The organism is Microcoleus sp. B4-C2 (genome assembly GCF_036705265.1).
GTDB lineage: Bacteria > Cyanobacteriota > Cyanobacteriia > Cyanobacteriales > Microcoleaceae > Microcoleus.
Genome location: NZ_JAUBUB010000058.1, coordinates 1 through 23,379, shown reverse-complemented (window position 1 = coordinate 23,379; position 23,379 = coordinate 1). Strand labels below are relative to the sequence as shown.

22 protein-coding genes are annotated in these 23,379 nt (G+C 45.8%); 11 read left to right on the top strand and 11 right to left on the bottom strand.

Annotated features, from left to right (window positions below; genetic code table 11):
- Nucleotides 1-223 precede the first annotated feature (223 nt).
- Nucleotides 224-622: a DUF4342 domain-containing protein gene (locus QUB20_RS17445; protein ID WP_333054502.1), complete on the bottom strand. Its 399-nt coding sequence runs from the start codon at nt 620-622 to the stop codon at nt 224-226.
- A gap of 828 nt (nt 623-1,450) precedes the next feature.
- On the opposite strand from QUB20_RS17445, the gene QUB20_RS17440 reads away from it, so the two are divergent.
- Both QUB20_RS17440 and QUB20_RS17435 read left to right on the top strand, forming a co-directional pair.
- On the top strand, nt 1,451-1,618 hold the full coding sequence (locus QUB20_RS17440) for a hypothetical protein (RefSeq protein ID WP_333247742.1): 168 nt from the start codon (nt 1,451-1,453) through the stop codon (nt 1,616-1,618).
- A gap of 432 nt (nt 1,619-2,050) precedes the next feature.
- Entirely contained in the window at nt 2,051-3,535 is a 1,485-nt protein-coding gene (locus QUB20_RS17435) for an ATP-binding protein (RefSeq protein WP_333247743.1), read from the top strand.
- A gap of 189 nt (nt 3,536-3,724) precedes the next feature.
- On the opposite strand, the gene QUB20_RS17430 is transcribed toward QUB20_RS17435, so the two are convergent.
- From QUB20_RS17430 to QUB20_RS17415, 4 genes are all read right to left on the bottom strand, one after another.
- Nucleotides 3,725-4,105, bottom strand: a complete 381-nt coding sequence (locus tag QUB20_RS17430; RefSeq protein ID WP_333247745.1) for a hypothetical protein — start codon at nt 4,103-4,105, stop codon at nt 3,725-3,727.
- A 116-nt stretch (nt 4,106-4,221) separates the two neighbouring features.
- The gene (gene secF, locus QUB20_RS17425) at nt 4,222-5,190 is read right to left on the bottom strand and encodes a protein translocase subunit SecF (RefSeq protein WP_333247747.1); all 969 of its coding nucleotides are present in this window, start codon (nt 5,188-5,190) and stop codon (nt 4,222-4,224) included.
- A gap of 194 nt (nt 5,191-5,384) precedes the next feature.
- A complete protein-coding gene (gene secD, locus QUB20_RS17420) occupies nt 5,385-6,782 on the bottom strand; it encodes a protein translocase subunit SecD (protein ID WP_333247749.1) in 1,398 nt (465 codons plus the stop codon).
- Between the two features lie 139 nt (nt 6,783-6,921).
- Nucleotides 6,922-7,905, bottom strand: a complete 984-nt coding sequence (locus tag QUB20_RS17415) for an alpha-ketoacid dehydrogenase subunit beta (RefSeq protein WP_333109434.1) — start codon at nt 7,903-7,905, stop codon at nt 6,922-6,924.
- 378 nt (nt 7,906-8,283) lie between these two features.
- On the opposite strand from QUB20_RS17415, the gene QUB20_RS17410 reads away from it, so the two are divergent.
- Nucleotides 8,284-8,847 (top strand): Uma2 family endonuclease, encoded by a 564-nt coding sequence (locus QUB20_RS17410; RefSeq protein ID WP_333247751.1) that lies wholly within the window; start codon nt 8,284-8,286, stop codon nt 8,845-8,847.
- Nucleotides 8,848-9,055: 208 nt separating this feature from the next.
- Here the strand turns inward: QUB20_RS17410 and QUB20_RS17405 are convergent, their stop codons facing one another.
- Complete coding sequence (locus QUB20_RS17405; RefSeq protein ID WP_333247754.1) at nt 9,056-9,289, bottom strand: type II toxin-antitoxin system HicB family antitoxin; 234 nt, start codon at nt 9,287-9,289, stop codon at nt 9,056-9,058.
- 81 nt (nt 9,290-9,370) lie between these two features.
- Nucleotides 9,371-10,738 (bottom strand): NACHT domain-containing protein, encoded by a 1,368-nt coding sequence (locus QUB20_RS17400; RefSeq protein WP_333247756.1) that lies wholly within the window; start codon nt 10,736-10,738, stop codon nt 9,371-9,373.
- Between the two features lie 245 nt (nt 10,739-10,983).
- Here QUB20_RS17400 and QUB20_RS17395 point away from each other — a divergent pair, with 245 nt between their 5' ends.
- Entirely contained in the window at nt 10,984-11,823 is an 840-nt protein-coding gene (locus tag QUB20_RS17395; protein ID WP_333247758.1) for an SH3 domain-containing protein, read from the top strand.
- A 73-nt stretch (nt 11,824-11,896) separates the two neighbouring features.
- Here the strand turns inward: QUB20_RS17395 and QUB20_RS17390 are convergent, their stop codons facing one another.
- Nucleotides 11,897-12,622 (bottom strand): M15 family metallopeptidase, encoded by a 726-nt coding sequence (locus QUB20_RS17390; protein ID WP_333247761.1) that lies wholly within the window; start codon nt 12,620-12,622, stop codon nt 11,897-11,899.
- Between the two features lie 300 nt (nt 12,623-12,922).
- Nucleotides 12,923-14,218: an adenylosuccinate lyase gene (purB, locus tag QUB20_RS17385; protein ID WP_333141872.1), complete on the bottom strand. Its 1,296-nt coding sequence runs from the start codon at nt 14,216-14,218 to the stop codon at nt 12,923-12,925.
- Between the two features lie 232 nt (nt 14,219-14,450).
- On the opposite strand from purB, the gene QUB20_RS17380 reads away from it, so the two are divergent.
- The 3 genes from QUB20_RS17380 to QUB20_RS17370 are packed head-to-tail and all read left to right on the top strand — an operon-like array spanning nt 14,451 to nt 15,156.
- Nucleotides 14,451-14,681, top strand: a complete 231-nt coding sequence (locus QUB20_RS17380) for a type II toxin-antitoxin system HicB family antitoxin (RefSeq protein WP_333236627.1) — start codon at nt 14,451-14,453, stop codon at nt 14,679-14,681.
- A gap of 32 nt (nt 14,682-14,713) precedes the next feature.
- Nucleotides 14,714-14,935 carry a type II toxin-antitoxin system HicA family toxin gene (locus QUB20_RS17375; RefSeq protein WP_333247763.1) on the top strand — a complete coding sequence of 74 codons (222 nt, stop codon included), beginning with the start codon at nt 14,714-14,716 and terminating at the stop codon, nt 14,933-14,935.
- Nucleotides 14,932-15,156, top strand: a complete 225-nt coding sequence (locus QUB20_RS17370; RefSeq protein WP_333236623.1) for a type II toxin-antitoxin system HicB family antitoxin — start codon at nt 14,932-14,934, stop codon at nt 15,154-15,156. The genes QUB20_RS17375 and QUB20_RS17370 overlap by 4 nt, the downstream gene beginning before the upstream one ends.
- Here QUB20_RS17370 and QUB20_RS17365 read toward each other — a convergent pair.
- Nucleotides 15,122-16,297 carry a DNA cytosine methyltransferase gene (locus QUB20_RS17365; protein ID WP_333247765.1) on the bottom strand — a complete coding sequence of 392 codons (1,176 nt, stop codon included), beginning with the start codon at nt 16,295-16,297 and terminating at the stop codon, nt 15,122-15,124. The genes QUB20_RS17370 and QUB20_RS17365 overlap by 35 nt on opposite strands.
- Nucleotides 16,298-16,684: 387 nt before the next feature.
- On the opposite strand from QUB20_RS17365, the gene QUB20_RS17360 reads away from it, so the two are divergent.
- The 4 genes from QUB20_RS17360 (at nt 16,685) to QUB20_RS17345 (ending at nt 22,406) form a co-directional block, all read left to right on the top strand.
- Nucleotides 16,685-17,740: an alpha/beta fold hydrolase gene (locus tag QUB20_RS17360; protein WP_333247767.1), complete on the top strand. Its 1,056-nt coding sequence runs from the start codon at nt 16,685-16,687 to the stop codon at nt 17,738-17,740.
- A gap of 842 nt (nt 17,741-18,582) precedes the next feature.
- Nucleotides 18,583-20,184: a metallophosphoesterase gene (locus QUB20_RS17355; RefSeq protein WP_333247770.1), complete on the top strand. Its 1,602-nt coding sequence runs from the start codon at nt 18,583-18,585 to the stop codon at nt 20,182-20,184.
- A 145-nt stretch (nt 20,185-20,329) separates the two neighbouring features.
- The gene (locus QUB20_RS17350; RefSeq protein ID WP_333236616.1) at nt 20,330-21,058 is read left to right on the top strand and encodes a DUF3891 family protein; all 729 of its coding nucleotides are present in this window, start codon (nt 20,330-20,332) and stop codon (nt 21,056-21,058) included.
- 379 nt (nt 21,059-21,437) lie between these two features.
- The gene (locus QUB20_RS17345) at nt 21,438-22,406 is read left to right on the top strand and encodes a YegS/Rv2252/BmrU family lipid kinase (protein WP_333247772.1); all 969 of its coding nucleotides are present in this window, start codon (nt 21,438-21,440) and stop codon (nt 22,404-22,406) included.
- A gap of 52 nt (nt 22,407-22,458) precedes the next feature.
- Here QUB20_RS17345 and QUB20_RS17340 read toward each other — a convergent pair whose 3' ends face one another.
- Nucleotides 22,459-22,815 carry a hypothetical protein gene (locus tag QUB20_RS17340; RefSeq protein WP_006631047.1) on the bottom strand — a complete coding sequence of 119 codons (357 nt, stop codon included), beginning with the start codon at nt 22,813-22,815 and terminating at the stop codon, nt 22,459-22,461.
- Between the last annotated feature and the right edge of the window lie 564 nt (nt 22,816-23,379).

Below are 23,379 nucleotides of genomic sequence, written 5' to 3'. Positions count from 1 at the left end.
AGTCTGACTGGTGGTTGGATTTTTGCCCGTAGCAATCCCTAGTTTTTCTTGCAATTATTCAATGATTTTTTGCAGCCCCAGTACCATTTCTACAAGTTCAGCTTGGCTCAACTGCTCTATTTCGGTTTTTTTCTGCTTTCTGGTTGCTGCGGGCTTTTTCATTGGTTTATTTTACCAACTTTTGTCACCGAAGTTTTTTTGACCTGAATCCTTACGAATTTTTTTATTCTGTTCTTTCAATGATGATGGTCATGTGAGCTACTAATGCACCTATCGCTCCTACTGCTGCAATGACTGGAAACAAGGCTGCACCGATGACTCCACCGACTACTCCCACCGTCAAAGGAACTTCTACTAATATCCGTCCCTCTTCATTTTTGATAATGATGCGGCGGATATTTCCTTCGTGAATCAATTCTTTAACTTTAGCAACCAAATCGTCGCCGTTAATTTTTACCTCCTCGACGCTAACTTTTTCCTGAGTATAAGCAGGGGTTTCTAGAGGAGTCGTTTCAAAATTAACCTCAGAAACTTTTTGGGCAGAAACTTTTTCAGATACAGGTATTGATTCGAGCTCTCTTGTCCCGACTGGTTCTTGTGCGCGATCAGTAGGTGTGTCCATTTTTTGTTCTCCTTTTAGGTAAAAGTATTTTTGTATAGAATGATATTGAAATATAACACGCAACTTTTTTTGAATCAATCATTCTTTTGGGTGATATTGCTGCTGCTGTCGTGATTTTCTGAAGGTATGATGATGAAAATTCTCTGACTCTCTCGCTTCTGGGCTTATCCCATCTGTCCCTATCTCCTTGTGCCGTTTGGTTAACTGTCTGCTTCTGGCCCTCGCATCGCCTAATCCTTGAAAAGCGTCCAATCCAGACAACGAAAGGATGAGAGCGACTTCCACACTCTCAGAGACTCAGACTCAACAGGTGTACAGGTTGAAATACTGACATTGTACTGAAAGTACGATCGTCCCGCCGTGTATACAATTACCACCTCTCGTTCGGGAAACCGCACATGAAAACCGTCGCTTACTTTCCTCAAATGTTATTTCAATTTAGCTCAGTGCGATCGCCACATCAAACCCGACCCCCCGAGGTTCCTCAAATCAACATCTTAGAGTTTCTAATGAGAATTGCCTAAAATCAAGGGGAGGAGAAGTAATAATGATCGAAATATTACCGCAACTAAACCAACTTGTTCACATTGAAGTTGAATTTGGGGAAACGGAAAGGTAAAATAGAATTATTTGCTTCTGCTTCCTCTTGATTCTCCGTGTCCGATTTGCCAGCGACAAAGTTTGAATCTCAAGTTGGGAACCCGATGGTACTTTTCTGGAAAATTTTAAGGCACATCAAGCGGATGTGTCGAATGTGAGTTTTAGCTGCGATCGCACAACTTTAGCATCTGCCGGGAAAAATTTCGTTGGTGAAGCTTTGGAGTCTCGATGCGGCTAAAGTATAAGCTGCCGAACTTGACAAATTGCTCGCCATCGGCTGTCCTTGGCTCGGAGACTACCTACAATACAATCTTCGGGTTGAGTGCGATCGGCATTGGTACAAAAAAACTGACAATTGAGATTCATTGGCAATTGCCGGAAACCTGTTTTGCCTGAATTTTAAAATCGGGCGATCGGCTGCTGATTTGTCGCTATTCTTGTCTTATTGTAATATAATTTTACGCAAGGGGCAATACGAAATGTACTGCCACAGGTCGCAGATGTCTATCCATCTGAACCAATTTAATGTCATCAAACATTAAAAATAGTTATGACTGTTATATTCGGATTAGTAAAATCTTGGATATATAAAATTCAATACATAGTCAGGTTTCAAAGGGGTGTCTGCTGTTAAATCAATCTAACCTGCAATATCATTTCTGGTGACACCAGCACGATTTAAGGAAAAAAATCCTGCTGAATTAACTGGATTCGAGGGAGCAGAGGAAAGTTGATGACTAAGCTATAAAAAGAGTTGAAAAAGCCTTCTAAATAGTAGGCAATACTCCAGCAGCAAACCACAACTGCCAATTACCAAAGGAGGGAGCAGTGTATGAAACTGACGGGTTGAGTCCCCTAAAATCGTCGCTTGGTTTGCGATCGACTCTACAGGAATTAACCCTGTACGACTTTCTCCTAGAATCTGAGTGTCCGGGAGACGAAGTTGCTAAAATTTTTCAAGCAAACCCTTTAGTTCCGGGCATCATCATCACTCAGCAAGGAAAGTTTATAGGGATGATTTCGCGGCGGCGTTATTTTGAACACATGAGCCGCCCCTACAGCTTGGAGTTATTTTCTCAACAGCCTTTGTTCATACTCTACCGCTTTACTAAAACTGATATGTTGGTTCTCGATCGCGACACCTCAATTATGACAGCAGTGCGGCAGTCTTTGGAGCGATCGCCCGAACTAATCCACGAACCAATTGTAGTACAAGTAGAACCGGAAACTTACAAACTTTTAGACGTACACCAACTGCTGCTTTCTCAGTTGCAAATTCACGAGTTATCAACCGTGGCGATGCGCGAGTCGCAAGCACAATTGAGACATCAAGCCCAACAGCTCGAACTTGCCCTGCTGGAACTTCAGCGCACTCAAACTCAACTAATTCAAACAGAAAAAATGTCTTCTTTGGGGCAGTTAGTAGCAGGAGTAGCTCACGAAATCAACAATCCCATCGGCTTTATCTACAGCAATTTGCACCACGCTAAAGAGTACACGCAAGCTTTAATGCAGATGCTCGAAATCTACAGGCAGCAGTGTCCCGCATTCATACCGGAAATTGCAGCGGAAGCGGAAAAAATAGAACTAGATTATTTGCTAGAAGACTTGCCCAGAGTCTTAAATTCTATGCAGCAAGGTGCAGAAAGAGTGCGCGACATCGTTTTGTCGCTGCGGAATTTTTGCAGATTAGACGAAGCTGAAATGAAGCAAGTCAACATTCACGACGGTATCAACAATACGATTATGCTTTTGCAAAGCCAGCTTAAAGGAAAACCGGGGCAGGAGGCGATCGAAATTCACAAAGAATACAGCGACTTGCCACTGGTGCAGTGCTATCCCGGACAACTCAATCAGGTATTTATGAATATTTTACTTAATGCAGTTTACGCTCTGGTTGAGTCTAATAAATACGAAAATGTCGATAAAAAAAACGCAAATAAGTCGCAATTAGGCGAAAAAGATCAGTCTAGTACAAAGACTCAATCATCAGTTTCTAAGTCTACCCGCCTGATTCCTACGATTCTGATTCGCACCGAGTTAATTGAGAAAAAAAAGGTAATAATTAAAATTTCTGACAACGGCCCGGGGATGACAGAAGATATTCGGAAGCGGTTGTTTGACCCTTTCTTTACTACTAAGCCAGTCGGCCAAGGAACGGGTTTGGGACTGTCGATTAGCTATGAAATTGTTGTCAACCAACATGGCGGCGCATTGAAGTGCTTTTCGGAACCGGGAAAAGGAGCCGAATTTGCGATCGAAATTCCGCTTCAACAGTCTTCCCTCGCACAGATTTTGCCTCGCTTTGCGTGATACAACAGAAGGAAGTTCGGCAACGAGCAATGTACGGGATTTAACGGATTTAAAATAATTAGCATCTACTCAAAGGTGGTCAGAAACCGGGTTTTTCACCCTCATATTTGCTTGCAGCGCGCAGATTCGGTAAAAAACCCGGTTTCTTAGGTTGGAGTGCGTCTAGGACTAAAGAATAAAGCCCGTCGGCTACCGCGAACCTTTGCAAACCCACTTCCACAAAGGATGACTCGGCCCCTGTTGGCGAATGCGGCGAACTTGTTGTTCCAAACCCTGTTTTTCCCGCAGGGGCAACCCTCGCACCATATTGCGACTTTGCCAAGTTAGCACTCCCAAAGTCATCCCCAAGCACAAACCTAAACCGAGAGTGGGCCAGCGATGAAAAGATAAACCATAGCGCACCGCCGCCCAAGTGAAGTGTTCTAACCACAAACCGATTTCGCGGCGCAAACCCCAAATGCTCAAAGAACCGACGCTAATCCACAGCAATATCACCGTTAACCAGCGGCCGTAAACTGTTAGTTTATGAAGCCTTTGGACTTCAATTTGAAAAGTTTGGTCAGTAGTCATTTGTTATTTGTCATTTGTCATTTGTTATTGGTTATTGGTTATTGATGATTTATTATTAGTCAGTCAACAGTTAACCGTCAACAGTTAACCGTCAACAGTTAACCGTTAACAGTCAATTAAACTTCCTCTGACTGGTTGATTCCTTCTGCGGGGACGGGGATGGAGTGACCGGTGCGACTGCGCCACCAAGCTAGCAGCGTACTGGCAACGAAAATACTCGAATACGAACCAGCAATAAAACCGACAATCAAAGCTAAAGCAAAGTATTTGAGGGTTTCGCCGCCAAACAAAAAGATTGAAAACAATGTCAGCAGCGTGGTAAACGTTGTGTTAATTGACCTTCCCAGCGTCTGCATGACAGCATCATCGACAATTTGATCGATCGACTGTCCCGGATTTAGCTTGATTACTTCTCGCACGCGATCGTAAATTACCACAGTATCGTTAACAGAAAAACCGATAAGTGTCAAGAGCGCGACCACAAATAAACTATCAACTTCCAGTCCTTGAACTAAACCCAAAAACGAGAAAACACCAAGCGTGACCAACACGTCGTGAAGCACAGCCACAAAAGCAAAAAAGGCATAATCCAACTGAAATCGGAATGTCAGATAAGCAGTAATTCCAGCAAAAGAAACCAACAAAGCCAGCAAACCAGAAGTAAACAACTGTTTGCCGAGGGTAGGCCCAACCGTATCAATTTGAGTAGATTGAGGAGCAAAAGCGCCTATCTTTTCGCTCAAAGCTGTTTGCAAATTAGTCCGCTGTTCGACATCCAAAGTTTTTGTTCGCAGCGACAAACCCTGCTGTTCTTGGCCGATAACTTGAATGCTACTGCCCGCTAAACCTTGGGTGTCCAGGACTTCACGGACAGCAGCAAGATCGATGGGTTTACAATTTTCCGGTTTTGTGCAGTCGAGTTCAAATTGGAGCCGAGTGCCGCCGATAAAGTCCAAACTGGGGCGCAGTGGTGCGCGGATGTCGGGACGAGTCCAAGAAATCGCCATCGACACTATACCTGCGAGGATTATAGCGGCGGAAATACTCCACCAGAGCGATCGATATTTGATTACACTGAATTTCATAATTTGAAGGAAGAGGGAAGTTCGGCAACGGATTGTGTAAGCTGTTACGCATCTAAATTGTATTTTTGGGCGGGCGGGACGCCCACCCCACAAGAATTTGCTCGAATTTGATTGTCAAATGTAGATGCGCCTCAGCTTAACGAATGTAACGGATGTAAGAAGGAAGGAAGAAGTCAACAGTCAACAGTCAACAGTTAACTATTAGCAGTTTTCGACAAATCGGGACAGAACAACTGAGGTTTCCGCAATGCTGGAAAGCTCAATACTACGAACAGCAGAGTGCGGCTGCAAGTGAGCGCAGTAAACATACTCACTAATACGCCCAATCCCAGAGTTACAGCAAACCCTTTAACTAAACCTGCGCCCAAGGAGAACAAAGCAACACAAGCAATAACTGTTGTGACGTTACCGTCTAAAATGCTGGAAAAAGCGCGGTAAAAACCCGATTCGACCGATCGATAAAGCGATTTTCCCGCCCGCAACTCTTCGCGGGTGCGCTCAAAAATCAGCACGTTAGCATCCACAGCCATCCCGATGCTGAGCACAAAACCAGCAATTCCCGGCAGCGTTAATGTCACTCCCAAAAGCACGAAAGCTGCCCAAGTTAACAGAGCATAAATTAACAGCGCAATATTGGCAATTACGCCAGGGAGTCGATAGTAGGCAACCATGAAAATCAAGACTAAAATCAAGCCGCCTATACCTGCGTTAATACTGCTTTGAATGCTGTCTCTACCCAAGGTAGCGCCGACAGTACGGTTTTCTACAATTTCGACTGGCACAGGCAAAGCGCCGCCCCGCAGTTGCACTGCCAAATCGTTGGCTTCTTGGGTTGTAAAGTTGCCTTGAATTACGGCACTTCCACCAGTAATTCCTGTCTGGGCAAATTCAACGCCGACGACTGGAGAACTGATCATTCTATCGTCTAGGAAAATACCGATACTGCGTCCGGTGCCTGCTAAATTTTTAGTGAGTTGGGCAAATAGTTCGCCTCCTTTGGTATCGAAAACAAGAGCAACGTTCCAGTTGTTCCCAGAAGCCAAGGGTTGAGGTTGAGCGTCTTTGAGGTTTTCGCCACCGAGGCCGCTGCTTTTGAAGAGTTTGGCGATCGCCTCATTGCTTCTTGTCAAAGCAGCCTGATTTTCTTTAATAGCTGCCTCATTCGGGCTAATTTTCAGTTCTGCTTGTTTGACCAGCAATTCCTGCTGCAACTGCCTTTCAATGCCCAATTGTGCTTCTGTTCCGGGCAGTTGTTCCAGAAATTCTAGCTTGGCCGTACCGCCCAAAACTCGTTCTGCTTGCTGCGGGTCATTTACTCCGGGCAACTGCACGAGAATTTGGTCTTCTCCTACTGTTTGGACTAATGCTTCGGAAACACCCAAACCGTTGACCCGGTTTTCGACAATCCGCCGCACTGCTTCTAACATTCCCTGGTCAATTTTGGGAATTGTGGGGGTAGTTTTTACCTGAATTGTGAGTTGCGACCCTCCTTGCAAGTCTAATCCCAGCCGCGTCGGAATAGTTACTATTACAGTAATGGCGGCGATGATTAAAACAAAAATTAGGGCTAATAGGGAACGTTGTTTTTGCATATTTATTTATTAGTCATTATTAGTAGGTTGGGTTGAGTTAGTAGTAGGTTGGGTTGAGCCACGAAACCCAACATCCAATTTAATGAGTGTTGGGTTTCGTTCCTCAACCCAACCTACAGATTAGCTGACTAATCACTATTTATACTCGCAAAGCTACCATTTTTTGGACTGCCTCAACAATTTGATTGGGCTGGACAATTGTCAGTCTTTCCAAATTGCCGTTGTAAGGTGTGGGAATATCTTGTGAAGACAGGCGCAAAACTGGTGCGTCGAGTTCGTCAAAAAATCGATCGCTGATTGAGGCAATTAGTTCGGCACCGATGCCTCCTGTTTTCATGCACTCCTCTACAATAATTACTTTGTGAGTTTTGCGAATGGATGCGCCGATGGTCTCCATGTCCAAGGGTTTGAGAGAAATTAGGTCGATTACTTCTGGATCGTAACCTTCTTTTACCAGGGCGGGCACGGCTTGCATGACGTGGTGTCGCATCCTCGAATATGTCACGATTGTGACATCTTTGCCCGATCGCACAATCTCTGCTTTGTCCAGCGGCACTAAATATTCTGTTTCTGGCAAATTTTCTTTGAGGTTGTAAAGAAGAACGTGCTCGAAAAACAGAACGGGGTTATCGTCGCGGATGGCTGATTTTAAGAGTCCTTTGGCGTTGTAGGGAGTCGAACAGGCGACTATTTTCAAACCCGGTACTGCTTGGAAATATGCTTCTAACCGCTGGGAGTGTTCGGCGCCGAGTTGCCGGCCCACGCCCCCGGGCCCACGAATTACCATTGGCATTTTGAAGTTGCCGCCCGATGTGTAGCGCAGCATTCCGGCGTTGTTGGAAATTTGGTTGAAGGCCAGCAGCAAAAAGCCCATGTTCATGCCTTCGATGACCGGCCGCAGCCCCGTCATTGCTGCGCCTACTGCCATACCCGTAAAGCTATTTTCGGCGATCGGGGTGTCGAGCACTCTAAGTTCGCCGTATTTGTTGTAGAGGTCTTTGGTGACTTTGTAGGAACCGCCGTATTGGCCTACGTCTTCGCCGAGTACGAATACGGCGGAGTCGCGGGCCATTTCTTCGTCTAACGCCTCGCGGAGGGCGTTGAAAAGTAAGGTTTCTGCCATAGGATGTGAAGCAATGATTGCAGGAGGGTCAGACTAGAATATTAACCTTTTGGGGGTGTCGATCTAGGAGTCGATCGCAAATTCGGCAGTTAAAACCTTAGATTTTGCAAATCTTTATCATAACATTTGTATTATGTCAATTAATTTTTAAGTCATGCAACCTTAGCTGTAGGGTGTGTCGCGATCGACAATCCTCAAGAAAAAGCGACAATCTAGTAGCGACGCACCTGTGTTTGCAAGACTCGTGGAAACAAACCTATATGTAGGGTGCGTCGCCACTCGAAAAGTCGATATAATTTAGAGATTAAAAATGGCGACGCACCCTACGAATACTAAGCTTTTGTCGCATTCTATGCCGTTTAACAGCAGAAAAACACCATGATCCAGACAAAAACTCAACTAACTCTGGAAGAGTTTCTCACTCTTCCCGAAGGAGAAGGCGATATTACCTACGAACTTATTGACGAGCAAGCAGTACCGAAGATGTCACCTAAAAAATTTCATTCTCGCCTCACCCGAAGCCTACTAAAAATCCTCGAACAGTGGGGTGAGGAACGGGGAGAAATTGGTGTAGAATGGGCGGTAAGATTAACCAGACTGGGGCGAGACTGGGTGCCAGTACCCGACCTTTTATATGTTTCTTACCAACGCTTATCTCCTGACTGGAATCAAGATGAAGCCTGTCCTGTAGTCCCAGAATTAGTCATAGAAATTATTTCACCAGAACAAACTTTCGGTCAGTTAGCTGCTAAAGCGAGAGATTATTTAGATGCTAAGGTATTGCGGGTGTGGGTAGTAGATAGCAAGGCTAGAAGCATTACAGTTTTTTACCCCGATGCAGCACCGCAGACTTATATGGGAGATACCCTATTAACAGATCCACTTTTTGATGGATTAGAATTTACTGCTGAACAGCTATTTCAAATGGCAAAAATACCATAAACTTTTTTGGGATGAGTCTGTGTTAGTTCACAAGCTATTCCATATTTAAATCAATATTGTCAATGACCACGAATTTCAAAGGTGGTACCCGCCACGTGATTTATCCGTGGAATCAATCCAAAATCGAAAATCGAAAATCCTCAAGAAAGAGCATTTATCCGTGGGGCCGCCTCTAAAATCTCAAATCTCAAATCTCAAATCTCAAATCTCAAATCTCAAATCGATTGACGGGCATTCGATGTCGCAATTTCAACCCTAGCAAAATCCAGTCTTCCAAAGTTGATCGCAACTCATTTTGACACTCTTTTAACGTTGAACCAAAGGCGATGACTCCCTTGCAAACAGGAATTTTCCCCACAAAGCTATGATCTTCAAGTTTGTCATACATAGCCTCAGCCATTGCTTTGTCAACGTATTCGCTCAGAATGAATTTTACAGTCATTGAGTTTCCTTTTGCTTGTCGAATATTGGAATCTCCTTCACAGTTACATCCATTATATTTGTTTTTGTCAACCTCCGGCATTTAGATTTCTGAAAAATGTTTTTGCAATAAATCGTGAATAAATCGATAGCGCCGATCGCCAGTTTTTTGCAGCAACAAGCGATCCGTCGCAGCATCGAGAAAACGCTTGTAATCCCAAGGAATGTAGCCGTTAGACCACAGAACCAGGCGCAATATAAAACTTTCAATCGTCGGAATTCCCGGCAAAAAAGCACTAATTACCGCAGCAACAGCACCCGCAATTAATCCCCAAATCGACCCGGAGACTAGGGTGGCAATTAATCCCAAAATCACCAAAATCAGCCCGCCAAGCAGCTTGACTCCAAACTGATACTTGCGCCGTTCCTCGCCTGTTTGCAGCCAGCTAGACGGTATGCGATCGAGGTAAAATTCTTGAATTCCTTCCTGTTCCATCCTTCGGGCCAACCATCCCAGCCAGTGGCGAATTTGTTCCGGCCGCAGTTCCTTACCTCTGGGATACTGCTTGACTTGCCCGGTCATTTGGTGGCGAATATAGGCAGTTAACAGATATTTGCGCTGTTCTTCTGCGGAAGTTATGCGCTTCCAAGCTTCAATTAAAATATCATCGTAAGCCAGAGCCATCATGCTCAGAAGCAAGGGAACTTTTGCCAATTTCAACAACTCCGGCTCATGCTCAATGCTGTACCAAAGTTCGCGGCTTCTGGCTTCTAGCAGATAATTTTGGATTTTAGTTTCTGTTAAAGGTTTCAATAAAACCGCTGCTTGCAGGCGAAATCTAGTGGGACAGTTTTTGTAAGCTTCAAAACTGCTGCAAGCTACTAAATGTTTGGGTTTAAATTCGCTTTCAACAAAGTGATTGATTGCTTGAATGCAGATATTTTGGCGGTGGGTTTCCACTTCGTCCAAGCCGTCGAGGAGAGGCAGCAATTGTTGTGCGGCAAGCCATTTTTTGCCCACAGCAGGAGAGATGCCGTATTTGAAATGAAGTTGAGCAATTAACCAATCTGCGATCGCCCCGGATTCTGCTTTCCATGATCCGAGTTCAAACAGCACTGGTACTGGCAAACTAGCATCTTTTTGGGCGCGGGAAACTAACACGCGAGCTAATTCTAGCAGCGTCGTAGTTTTGCCTGCACCCGTCGCTCCCAAAATTACCAATTTGCCACCGGTGCGATCGAACACTTTGGCAATGCTGGCTTTGGGAGGAAGCCGAAAACTCGGACGGTTGCCCGCTTTCACTTCCACATCCCAACAGCGGTTAACACCCGTTGGCGGCGAGTCTTGGCTGAGGTTAGCGATCACAGCAGCGTGCACAGACTGCGCGAGGCCTGCTTGGACTTCCTGCTTCACCTCCTCCAACAATCGATCGCGAGGCGGTTGTAATCTCAGAGGAATCAATTTTGACATTTTATGTACCTCGCGCTGAACGCTTACCTTCGCAAATTTGCGCGCCAATAACCCAGAGCAAGATTACCATCAGTATAGGCGTCCAGTATATATTGACTCAAATTATTGCGACAATTATGGATCTGAAATTTTATCTAAAAATCCTGACCCTGTGGCCCGCACTAGGTATTTCCACTATAAATTAACTGGCGATCGCCTCAACTCCCAAACAAAAATTATTAGTATAGATACAGAGAGGGTTTTTTATGTCATTTACGAAGCGTCAAATCATCACAGTAAGCTTAGCAGGAGTGGCAACAGCGGTGGGAGTGGCTGTTGCAACTATACAGTCGGGTGCGATGAAACAATCCGATCTTCCCCTTGCAGAATCGCCCGCATCCACCAGAAACCAGATTGCAGGGCCGACGAAAAACCCTGAATCTCGGCAACCAGAACCTCTGCAAGCACAAACCCAGGCTGCTGAATCTCCGAAATCCCAGCCCCAACCGGCAAAAACACCAGCACTTGAATCCTCGCTAGTTGCAGGAGTCCCTCCACGAAAATTTGAGCCCGTAGTTGTCACACCGCCAAATTCGGGTTGCAAAATCAGTATGGCTGTAGTCAGCGATCCGAATCCACCGCTAAATGTGCGATCGATCCCGCAAGTAAGGGGCAGCCAAATAGTAGGAAAACTTAAAAATAATACCTTTGTTTCAGTCGCCGAAGAACAAAACGGTTGGCTGCGAATTACAGATCCGCCCGGTTGGATTGCCAAAAACCGCACCGAAAGCAGTTGTTCTAACGTCAACCAGCAGATTAATTTTCGGCCGGGAGGAGATGAGGCAATTGTTAAAGGTCGAATTATCGGCGGCGGCAGCCACTCTTACCGGATTCGCGCCCGAAAAGGTCAAACAATGACTGTTAGGAATCGGAAAGATGTTTTTCCGCAAATTATAACTCCTCGTGGCCAACTATTAGCAGGAAATCCTTATGAAGGCAATGAAACAGAGTGGACTGGAAAAGTGCCAGTAACAGGCAATTACACATTACAATTAGACTCGAATTTCCGGGGATACGAATACGAATTTTCGGTGCAAGTGCGATAATTTTCCTGACATCTGTGGGATACAGCAGTGCCGTCTTCCTACCCGGATCTGCGACGTTTAATCAATAGTATAATTAAGGAATCGCCCCAAGGGATATATCAAGAATTGCAAATTTCTGCCAATCTTCCGAATCAAAGTGCCACCATTCGGTTGTGATACCCATAAATCCGTGTTTTTTCATCGCATCCTTAAGCACTTGACGATTTTTCCGAGATTCCGCGCTGCCCCCTTGATAATCTCCGTGAGCTTTTTCGGTAAAATCATCGTAAGGTGTAGGCATTTCTAATTCTTTGCCAGTGCGATCGACTAAAGTCAAATCAATAGCAGCACCGCGATTGTGCCGCGAACCCCTAGCAGGATTAGCAACATAGCGCGGATCTGGCCAAGCTTGCCACATTTGCTTAGTGACAGAGAAAGGCCTGTAGCAATCGTAAACTTTCAAACCAAATCCAATTTTTTCCAAATCTGTTTGAACTCGCCCTAACTGTTGAGCAACAGAACTTCTCAAAGCGCATTTCGATATAGGGTAAAGTTTCCGTTTCAAGAAATTGTTAGTAGTTGCGTATCGGATATCGAGCCGAATGTTGGGATTTACGCTGCGGATGTCAACCAGTCGTGCTCCACTGGGAAGTTGACTCATGAAAATGCTTTCAGGTACTACTGGGTTTGGTTCTGGTTGGGTAATTTGCACTTGTGGCGGCTCCTGGGCGCTAATAGATGTTGTATAATTCAGTGTGGTTGTAGATAGTAATATTAGAGCGAATACAATTAAATATTTTGTAAATCGGTTTAATTTCATAGCTGTGTTAAGTGGATATTTAATAGAGTTTTTACATTGGATATTTTGGGGAATTTTCGCGCTTTTCGTGTTGTCTGTCATCCCGCCAGACCGACAGGGGTTGAAACCCCTGTCTCATAGCTAAAGTCCTCTGAAGAGGACTGAAATATTTCTCTAAAACTTTTATTTTATGAGTCTTTCAGTCGGTTTTAACCGACTTTAGCTATGAGACGGGGGTTTTAACCCCCGGCGGACTGTGAAACAAGCGCGAGAACGCTCGCTCTCTTTTCTCTCTGAGTCATTTTTAATTGTTAATTGTCCTCAAATTCCCAAGCGCTGATACACTAAATCTAAGTGCCTCAATTGATATTGCGGATCGAAACAATCATCAATTTCTTTGGTCGTCATTTTAGCTGTTACCCGATCGTCCTTAGCAATTAAATTGTAGAAATTGCCGCCCGGTTTGTTCCAAGCTTCGTGAGCACAAGATTGCACAATTTTGTATGCGTCTTCGCGACTCGTGCCTTTTTCTACTAAAGCTAACATCACGCGCTGGCTGAAGATGACTCCGCCGTAAAGGTTCATGTTTTGCTTCATGTTTTCGGGATAGACTAGCAGGTGTTTTACTAAGTCTGTGGTTTCTACTAACATGAAGTGAGTTACTGTAGAACTGTCGGGCAAAATCATCCGTTCTACGGAACTGTGAGAGATGTCTCGTTCGTGCCAAAGCGCTACGTTTTCTAAGGCTGCGACGGCGTTGGCGCGGACGATTCTCGCCATCCCTGTCAGTCTTTCCGATCGAATCGGGTTGCGTTTGTGGGGCATGGCGGATGAGCCTTTTTGCCCTTTGGAAAAGAATTCTTCGACTTCGAGAACGTCGGTGCGTTGCAGGTTGCGGATTTCTACTGCAAAACGCTCGATCGATGCTGCTAAGAGTGCTAAGGTTTGGACGTATTCGGCGTGTCGATCGCGCGAAATGACTTGAGTCGATGCGGTATCGGGTTCGAGTCCGAGGTTTTGACAGGCGATCGCTTCAATTCGCGGATCGATATTAGCATAGGTTCCGACTGCGCCGGAGATTTTGCCGACTGCAATGGACGATCGCAAATTCACCAATCTTTCTCGGCTGCGAAACACTTCTGCCAGCCATCCTGCTAGTTTAAAGCCAAAGGTGATGGGTTCGGCGTGAATTCCGTGCGATCGGCCAACCATCACCGTATTGCGATGTTGTTGGGCTTGATAGCGAATAGCTTGACTCAATTCTTCGACACGTTCTAACAAGATATTGACGCTAGCGACTAATTGCAGCGCCAAAGCAGTATCGAGCACATCGGAACTGGTTAAGCCGAGGTGAATGTAGCGGCCGGCATCGCCTACATATTCGTTGACATTTGTCAAGAAGGCGATCATGTCGTGGCGGACTTCGGCTTCAATTTCGAGGACTCGTTTCGGGTCAAAATTAGCCTTAGCTTTGATTTCTTCGACTGCGGCGGCGGGGATGTAGCCGAGTTCGGCTTGAGCTTCGCAGACAGCGATTTCTACTTGCAGCCAGGTTTTAAGCTTGGCGGTTTCAGTCCAGATGTTGCCCATTTCGGGCAAAGTGTAGCGCTCTATCACGGTGGGAGTTGGGGAATGCGATCGTCCTATTGTACCTCTGCGAGGGGATACAAGGGCCATAGGATTTAGCATGGGGCCCAGAAACCGGGTTTTTTACGAAAATACTTTGTTTCAGCCCGCAGATTTGGTAAAAACCCGGTTTCTTAAATCAACTCGGTTTTTGTCGTTTGGGCGATCGGCTACAATATCCTAAACCTCATTAGCTGGCATTCTTCTCTATTAGCCTATAACCATGAATAGCCATTATAGTCTCATCATCCAGTGGTCAGAAGAAGATCAACTTTTTGTGGTCAGTTTGCCTGAGTTTACCGATGTCATGCAGCCTTGCACTCACGGACACACTTACGAAGAAGCGGCAAAACACGGACAAGAATTGTTAGAAACCTTGATTGAACTCTATCAAGAAGATGGCAAACCTCTACCAGAACCTCAGACTTTGGGGAAACGATTACAGATAGCGTAAAATTCTTGTACAATGTCTGCTACCATTCACTTATGCCTAAGAAGATTAGAGAATTGAAAAGCCTATTACTAAAAGCAGGATTCGTTTGTCAGCCAGCAAAAGGCAGTCATAGTAAGTGGAAGCATCCCAAATTAGCCAAGGTAATTATCATAGCTGGCAAAGACGGAAATGATGCTAAACTATATTTAGAGAAGTCAGTCAACGAAACACTTGAGGCGCTAAGGCAAATCGAAGCAGAGGAAACAGAACCATGAAATATACAGTTGTTATCCAATGGTCAGAAGAAGATCGGTGCTTTGTCGTGTTTTTGCCTGAATTTGAGGATGTAATGCAGCCGGTAACTCACGGAGATTCTTATGAAGAAGCTATCTACAATGCACGAGAGGTACTGGAGTTACTAATCGAGAGTTGTCAGGCTGAAGGTAAAGCATTGCCAGCAACTAAGAAGCTAGAACGATTATTTCAGGCTGCTTAAATTTGTTCAAAGCAATATCAGTCAAGTATGGAATAAGTGCAAAGCCGATACACTCTGCTAAACGAGGCGGCACGGCATTTCCAATTTGCCACATTGCCTTTTTCATAGAACCTTCAAAAATAAATGAATCCGGGAAACTTTGCAATCTAGCCATTTCACGAGCTGAAATAACGCGATTAAGATAAGGATGAATATGAGTGCCGCCGTGATTTTCCTTAACAGTCATGCTCGGTTTTCCCCGATACTGTCGCTTGAAAGCATCGGCGTAGCTTTCATACAAAGAACCGCCTGGTGGAACTTTAGCAAGTCTTTCCATGTACCCAACAGAATGACGAGTCCATTCGTGGTTAATTTCCGGTATGGGAGTATACTCTGGTAAATCATCAATTGCCGACTCAATCGCTTTGTATTGTTCGGGCAACAATTGCGGCTTCGGATAGGGATTTTGCATCCCGAATCTATTGGCAATAAAAATGGCTCGCGGGCGGATTTGCGCGACTCCATAGGCGGCTGATTCAAGAACAGCAACGGACATATGGGGATAGCCAATTTCCTGAAAAGCATCGCAAATGGCTTGCTTAACAGCTCCTTTTTGTATAGTCAATATTCCGGGTACGTTTTCCATGACAACATACCAAGGACGTATTTCCGAGACAACGCGGACAAACTCTCTAAAGAGGCGATTTCGAGGGTCGTTGGGGTCGCGTTTTCCTGCAACTGAGAAGCCTTGACACGGCGGCCCGCCTACCACAACATGAACTTCTGGCGAACCAATTTCAGCGAGCAACTTTTGGGGATTTAAGTTTTTTATATCGTCGCACAAGTGATGGCAATCGGGAAAGTTTTTTGTATGAGTTGCCGAGGCGATCGCATTAATTTCAACACTTGCTACTGGTCGAAAACCAGCTTGCAATAAACCTTGGGTCATGCCGCCCGCCCCGCAAAAAAGATCGACAAATGTATAGTGGGATTTTGGCAGTGACTGAGATTCAATATCAATGAATATCTTGTAGGGGTCGCAGTCATTTGATTCTAGTTCGCGTTGGATGCGTTCGTAACGCCCTAATTTTGCTTTCTTCTGCTTTTTGACAGGAATTGGTTCTGACTCATTTGAGAATAAAGACAGTTGTATTGCTTCCATTTTATATTTGTTTACTGCATTCTATCTGATGTTGCCGACTTGGGGCAGGGTGTAGAGATCGATCGCGCTTGGAGTCGGAGAGTGCGATCGTCCTATTGTACATCTGCGCGGGGATGCAAGACTCAGAAACCCTGTTTCTGAAAGCAACCAGGTTTTTGTTTGTAGTTTGGGCGATCCGCTACAATATGCTAAACCTCGTTAGCTGGCATTCTTCTCTATTCGCCAATAAATGGTTCCAAATGAATAGCCATTAATATTTTGGCTTGACTTCGCCCTTGAGTGCATTTACTCAAAAAGTATTGCGATTTTCAGGGTTATTCGCTAAAATAGCCAACCTGTCAAGTAAAAAAATCCCACCAACAAGACAGACATTTCCTACATCCGCTTATGACCATTGCCTATACTCCACCTTGGCTGCTGAACAACGGCATGTTAATGACGTTGTACACCGCATTAAGGGCTAGTCGCCGCTGGGAAAAGACGATCGCTCACCCAGAACCCCCTTACCGAGAACACATCTTTACTGGTGCCTGTGGAGTCCCGATTTTCGGCTGGGTTGCCATCCCCGAAAATCCCCGATATACCATTGTCGGCACTTACGGCATTACTGGCGATCTGGATAATCAATGGTATCTCAAGCTACTAGGCCGTAAAGCTTATGCCCAAGGCTGTGCAGTGGTGTTATTTGACTGGCGAGCTCACGGCAAAACTGCCCAACTCTCTCCCACCCTGACTTCTGATGGCCTATACGAAGGCGAAGATTTCGTTCGGATTGCTGCGGCTGCTAAAGAAATGGGATGTCCCGCCCCTTTTTGGTTCACGGGTTATTCTCTGGGCGGACAATTAGCCTTGTGGGCTGTAAAATCAGCTCAGACGATCGCAGATTGGGGGCCGGACTTAGGGATCGAAGAGTCAGAACTAGCAGGCGCGGCGGTGATTTGCCCCAGCTTGGACTCGAACCGTTCTCTGTCTTATCTAGTTAAAGATGAGTGGGGGAAATTTTTAGAAAAAGCGATCGCGCGACAGTTAAAAAAACTAGCAAAAAACATCGCCGCATCGCATCCAGGGGCGATCGATCCTGCCGCCATTCAACGCGCCAACAGCATTTGGGGCTTTGACCACGAACTGGTAATTGGCCCGTTAGGTTTCTCCTCTGTGGAAGAATACTATGAGGCTAGCAGCGCTCTACACATTTTGCCTCACCTCAAAAAACCCACTTACATCCTTTATGCAGCAGATGATCCGATGTTTGATCCGGTGCTTGTCTCTGAGTTGCAAGCCATTGGCGCGAACAATTCTGCCTTAGAATTAGTGGTGACAGCCTACGGCGGTCATGTTGGGCATATCAGTAGTAAACGTTGTCAGCATCAATTTGGTGATAGCGATCGGTGGTGGGCATGGAATCGGATTTTACAGTGGTTCGATGCCTTGAGCGTTGATTAAGATTATCAAATAAAACCTTAACACTCCTCGGCAATAGTTGCGGGGAGGAAAGGATTAGGGGGTTTAATCCCTCCAGTCCCGAAGGTTAAAAATCTTTCGCAAAAACACTAGACATCGGGGTGCAAGCTGAATGGATTACTGAGACACAATTGTGCATAATTTGCACAGCCAATTGACTTAACCTCGATGTGACAACAGCATAAGGATGAGAAGCAATTTTAGTTAAAAACTGGTGAATAACTATCGATTAATTTATTCATTTTTTTGATAATTGTGTCAGCTATTAACTAGGTAAAACTAAAGCTCATACTCTCAATCTAATCCAACCGCAAATAGCGAGAAATACTCTCTCGTAATTCCTTTTTCTTAACCGAAATTTTTCTTGAGCCAGTCGAAACCAGCATTCCCCCACCACTAACCGTCAGGGGTAGAAATTCCTGTCGAGAGAGCGAAAGTCCTCGCTTAGAAGACTAAAAGCCTTTTCCTATCAGCTTTTCAGTCGGTTAAAACTCACATCTTGCACCATTCTCAAGAACAGGCAAGATGCCTGTTCCACAAAGAGTGAATCTTCTTGTGGAACAGGCATCTTGCCTGTTCATAAAAGGATTATTGAGAATGGTGCAACATATGAGTTTTAACCGACTTTCGCTGTCAGACGGGGGTTTCAACCCCCGGCGGGTTAAAGAGAATGGCGCAAGATGTGAGTTTTAACGCCGTATTCTCCTAAAAAACCCGGTTTCTGACCACCAGCGCCTGGATTTTCAGCTTTTAGAGAGATGTAAAAACTCGCCCGATCGCTACACTATTAACTAGGAACTCAGCAATTTTGGAGAAGAGGTGAATTGAAATTCGTTTCCGACCCGCAAATAAAAGTCAAAATCCGCAAAATGAACGAGCGGGTGCGGTGGCAAGAACAGTCGATCGTCGATCGGGGAATCGACCAAACTCGGATGGTTTTGGAATCTCCAACCACCGACTCTCCAGAGTTTTCGTTTTTAGTTGTAGGCGACAGCGGCACGGGCAATCACCGCGGCTACAATCCCCAGCGGCAGATTGCCGAACAGATGCTCTCCGAGCGCGAAACTTGCCGTTTCGTCCTCCACACGGGCGATGTCGTTTATCTCGTCGGTTCCAGCGAATATTACTTGCAAAACTTTATTCGCCCCTACCGAGAATTTATAGTCGGCGGCGAGCATCCCTCTCGGATTGCGTACGATCGCATGGTGTTTAACTTTCCGTTTTTGCCCGTACCGGGAAACCACGACTATTACGACTTGCCCATAGTCTACGGCATTCTGTCGGCGACAGCTTTGCCGTTGCGCCGGCTGTTGGGTTCCAAGTTGGATCTCGATGTCGGCTGGCACGGTTCCGATCGCGGAAACACCTACGCCAAAGCCTTTCTCGACTACCTGAAAGCTCACAAAATGCCGGGAGAACTCGATCGCCACCTAGACGCCCACTACACCGCCAGCACCAGCACAGGCCGCTGCATCCGCTACCAACCCGGACGCTTTACCCGCTTACCCAACCGCTACTACACCTTCCGCAGCGGCGGCATCGACTTCTTCGCCCTCGACTCCAACACCTTCAACGAGCCCTTACCGATCCCGAAAACCAAACAGGGCGACATTCGCCGCCAGAATTTGGAACTCGATCGGCAGAAGTTGGAACAAGAAAAATTGGCAATGATCGAAATCTGCGATCGGCTCAAGCCGGAGATTCCCGAGGAAGCCGAACAGCTAGACGACTTGGGCGCCAAGTTAGAGCAAGTTGACGAAATGTTGATGGATATTGACAAACAACTGTCGTCGCACAAAACAGCCGCCACAGACGTTGAACAGCTCGAATGGCTGAAAAAAAGGCTGATTGACTCTTGGCGCGATTCCGAGGTGCGGGGGCGGGTAATTTACCTGCACCATCCCCCCTACGTGACGGAAGCGACAAAGTGGAATCAAGCTCAAACTTTGGCGGTTCGGTTGCGATTGCGCGAGGTACTCGACGCGGTGGCCGATGCAGTTGGGGATGTGGCGCGGGGGCGTCCGCTAGTAGATTTGGTGCTGACTGGCCACGCTCACTGTTTGGAATACCTGCGGACTGGGGATACTGGACACGGCGACTCTGGGATTAATTGGATTGTCTGCGGGGGAAGCGGCCACAGTCTCCGCCGCCAGCGCCCGGAAGGGCCGATGTTGGAGGAAGCATTGAGTCCTGAAGCTTATCGGTTGGCGCGGCAGTCTGGTTCCGAAACAGCCAGCCGGCGGGTAGCGGAGTCTTTGCTATTTGTCGGCCGCAGCGGTCAAGGTTCCCACAAACGTCGTCCTTATTCGTGTTTGCGGATTGATGTTCTCGATGGGTGTCCCCCCAAATTCCGCATCCGACCTATTGTTGTCGAACGATTTGAGGGGAAATGGCAGGATATCTCGATCGAACCTTTTGTGATTTAACTTTCGTTTTTCTGTAAGTCTCGATCGCCCTTAAACAGGTGGACTTTGACCGATTCCGGTTCCCCCTTTTTTAAGGCTAGAGGGGATCGAGAGCGGAATGATCGCACAAAATACTTGTATCAATTTAATTCAGGACAAAAATTCAATGATTGCTAACTTAACCGCCACCGGCTGGGAAATAATTTACCACCGCGCCCATGCTTTACTCGCCGCCCAACTTGGCGGACAGTGGAAGCGCTCGAAATCTCCGCTTCGGTTGTACGAAACCATAGCCGCGATTTCGCATCACGATGATTTGGAGAAAGAGTGGGAAGAAAATATTTTAACTGAAGCGGGCGCGCCCTTTGATTTTACGTTGCAGACGGAAACTTCTCTGCCGAAAATTAAAGTCATGACGCAGAATGCCCTATATCGCGGTAGGTGGGTAGCCATGCTGATTTCTATGCACATGAGCTATCTCAATGAAGGAAAGCGGGGAGAGTCGAAGGAACTAGACGAGTTTTTGGACGAACAACTGGAAAATCAAAAAAAATGGCAAAAAGAGTTGAATATTTCTGAGGAAGATGCTAAGGCAGCTTATGCTTTTTTCCAGTGGTGCGATCGGCTATCATTAATTCTTTGCAGTCGCGAGTTACCCGCCGGAGAACGAGCTTTAGAAATTAGTGTCGGCCCGGACGGCAAGCGCTACGATATTGTACAGAACAGCAACGAACTCGTGACTGTAACTCCTTGGCCTTTTGAAGAAGATAAGTTTACGGTGAACGTCGAAGCGTGCCTTTTGGATAAAGTTAAGTTCGACAGCAACAAAGAAATAAAGGAAGCGTTGCACAAAGCTCCCCGCGAAGTCTTAGAGTGGACTTTTGTCAAGTCTTAATTAAACCTTTGAAACATTGGTGAGGGTTGTTGTCGAAGTTTAGCGGGCATGGCCTTTGTGTTAACTTAATCTTAAAACCATGTCTCATATTATGTCGGGTCGATTACCCCTAATACGGTAGGGGCGGGTTCACGAAAAATATCTGCCAATAATTGACAATCTCAAAAACCCGCCCTGTTAATTGCGGTCACTCGATCCGACATGATATCAATCAGCATTATAGTTGAGTCTTTATCCCCCCTAACCCCCCTTAATAAGGGGGAGTAGGGGGTGGACAAGAACACTCAAAGTCAACTCCTACTCCCCTTATTAAGGGGGATTTAGGGGGAGCGAAACTTCGATATAAACGTTACGTATTACCTATTACCTATTACCAACTATGAAACGTTCAGCTTGCCTAATTTTCAATCCCGTCGCCGGCAACAGCAACCCAGACCAAGACTTAGCTAAAATTCAGGAACTTTTAGAGCCTTTTATTGACTTAGACATTCGTCTGACAACCCCAGAATTAGACGCAGATCAAATCGCCCGCGAAGCAGTTGCTAGGGGAGTTGAAGAAATTATTGCTTCTGGGGGCGACGGCACATTATCAGCAGTTGCTGGGGCGATTGTGAGCACAAATATTCCTTTAGGAATTATTTCGCGGGGAACGGCTAATGCTTTTGCGAATGCTTTAGATATTCCGAATACAATTGAAACCGCCTGCGCCACTATTTTGGGAGGGTTGACGCGGGTGGTAGATGCGGCGATTTGCAACGGTGAAATGCCGATGGTTTTGTTAGCGGGAGTGGGTTTTGAGGCAGAAACTGTCGAACTAGCCGATCGCGAAATGAAGAATCGCTGGGGAATGCTGGCTTACATTTTGTCAGGAATTAAACAGTTAAACAATTTAGAAAGATTTGAAGCGGAAATAGAAACCGACGATAAAATTATCCACCTTACTGCTGTGGCCGTAACAGTAGCAAATGCAGCGCCGCCTACTTCCATTTTAGCTCAAGGCCCGGCGGGGATTGTTTTTGATGACGGCTTGCTGGACGTGACGCTGGTTGCGCCGGAGAATAAAGCTGGGGCGATCGCAGCTTCTTATCATCTATTGCAAACAGCTTTGAGCGGCAATCCTACCGATCGCGATGACATCGGTTATTTGCGGGCAAAAAAAATAAAAATTACTACCGATCCGCCTCAAAAAGTGGTTTTAGACGGGGAAATTATCGGCATGACTCCGGTTTCTATTGAGTGCGTTCCGGGAGGTTTAACTATTTTTGTACCGCGAGTTGAAGAAGCACCAGTGGTGGAAAAACTCACTGGTTTAGCGGACATCGAAGTTACATTGAAGCCCTCAACTTAAAAATTTTAGCGAAACAAACAAAAAGAAAGACCGCCCGGGCGGTCTTTTGTTTTTAGGCGTCTAAAATTTGGCGAATGCGGCGCTCCAAACGTTCGAGATCGAGTCCGCCTTCATCGCGGCTGATGCGTCGCACGGTGACGTTAACATTGCTCAAATCGGCAAGCAAATCTTGCAGGATTTCTTGTTGCTGCCGAGCTTGAGTTATTTCGCGCGGTTCCTGCACCAAATCGCGAACAATTGTATCTTCCGCGCGCGAAGCAACGATCGGGTCTGCTTCGCCGTCTACGTGCACGAAAGTGCGCCGACCGGGCCCCCGTTCTTCTTCAATTGGTATTACTGCTGTTACTCGATCAGAGCGTACATATTTGCCAAATCCCAGGTGGACTAAGACAGAAGATTGTATTTTCATAGATAGCAATTTTTATTTGTTAGTTATCTATATTTTAACTTTTAGGATTACGATATAACAACTAAACTGAGAGCTATTATTACTACAATATGTGTCGGTTTTTTCTCGATATTATAGTTGTCAATTTGAGGGAAATATGGTAATATATTTTACGAGATTTCCACGCTGTGGCAGGGGTTGAAATATTCGCATCATCCCACAGTGTGCCAGGGGTTGAAATATTCGCATCATCCCACAGTGTGCCAGGGGTTGAAATATTCGCATCATCCCACAGTCCGGCAGGGGTTAAAATATTCGCATAATCCGACAGTCCGGCAGGGGTTGAAACCCCCGCCTCATAGCGAAAGTCCTCTTAAGAGGACTGAATAATTTATTGAAAATTATCCTATTTGTGGGTAAAAAATTCTCAAATAATGTTAGTGCATATCAAGATAATACCTGGGTCGAATCAAATTACTAAATAAAATATGATTCCCTAGTCCTCTTTAGAGCGTTCCACCGGCGTCGCACGCCGGTTATGAATAAAAGAAACAGTAAAGCTAGCCCAAAAGTTGCCATCGATCA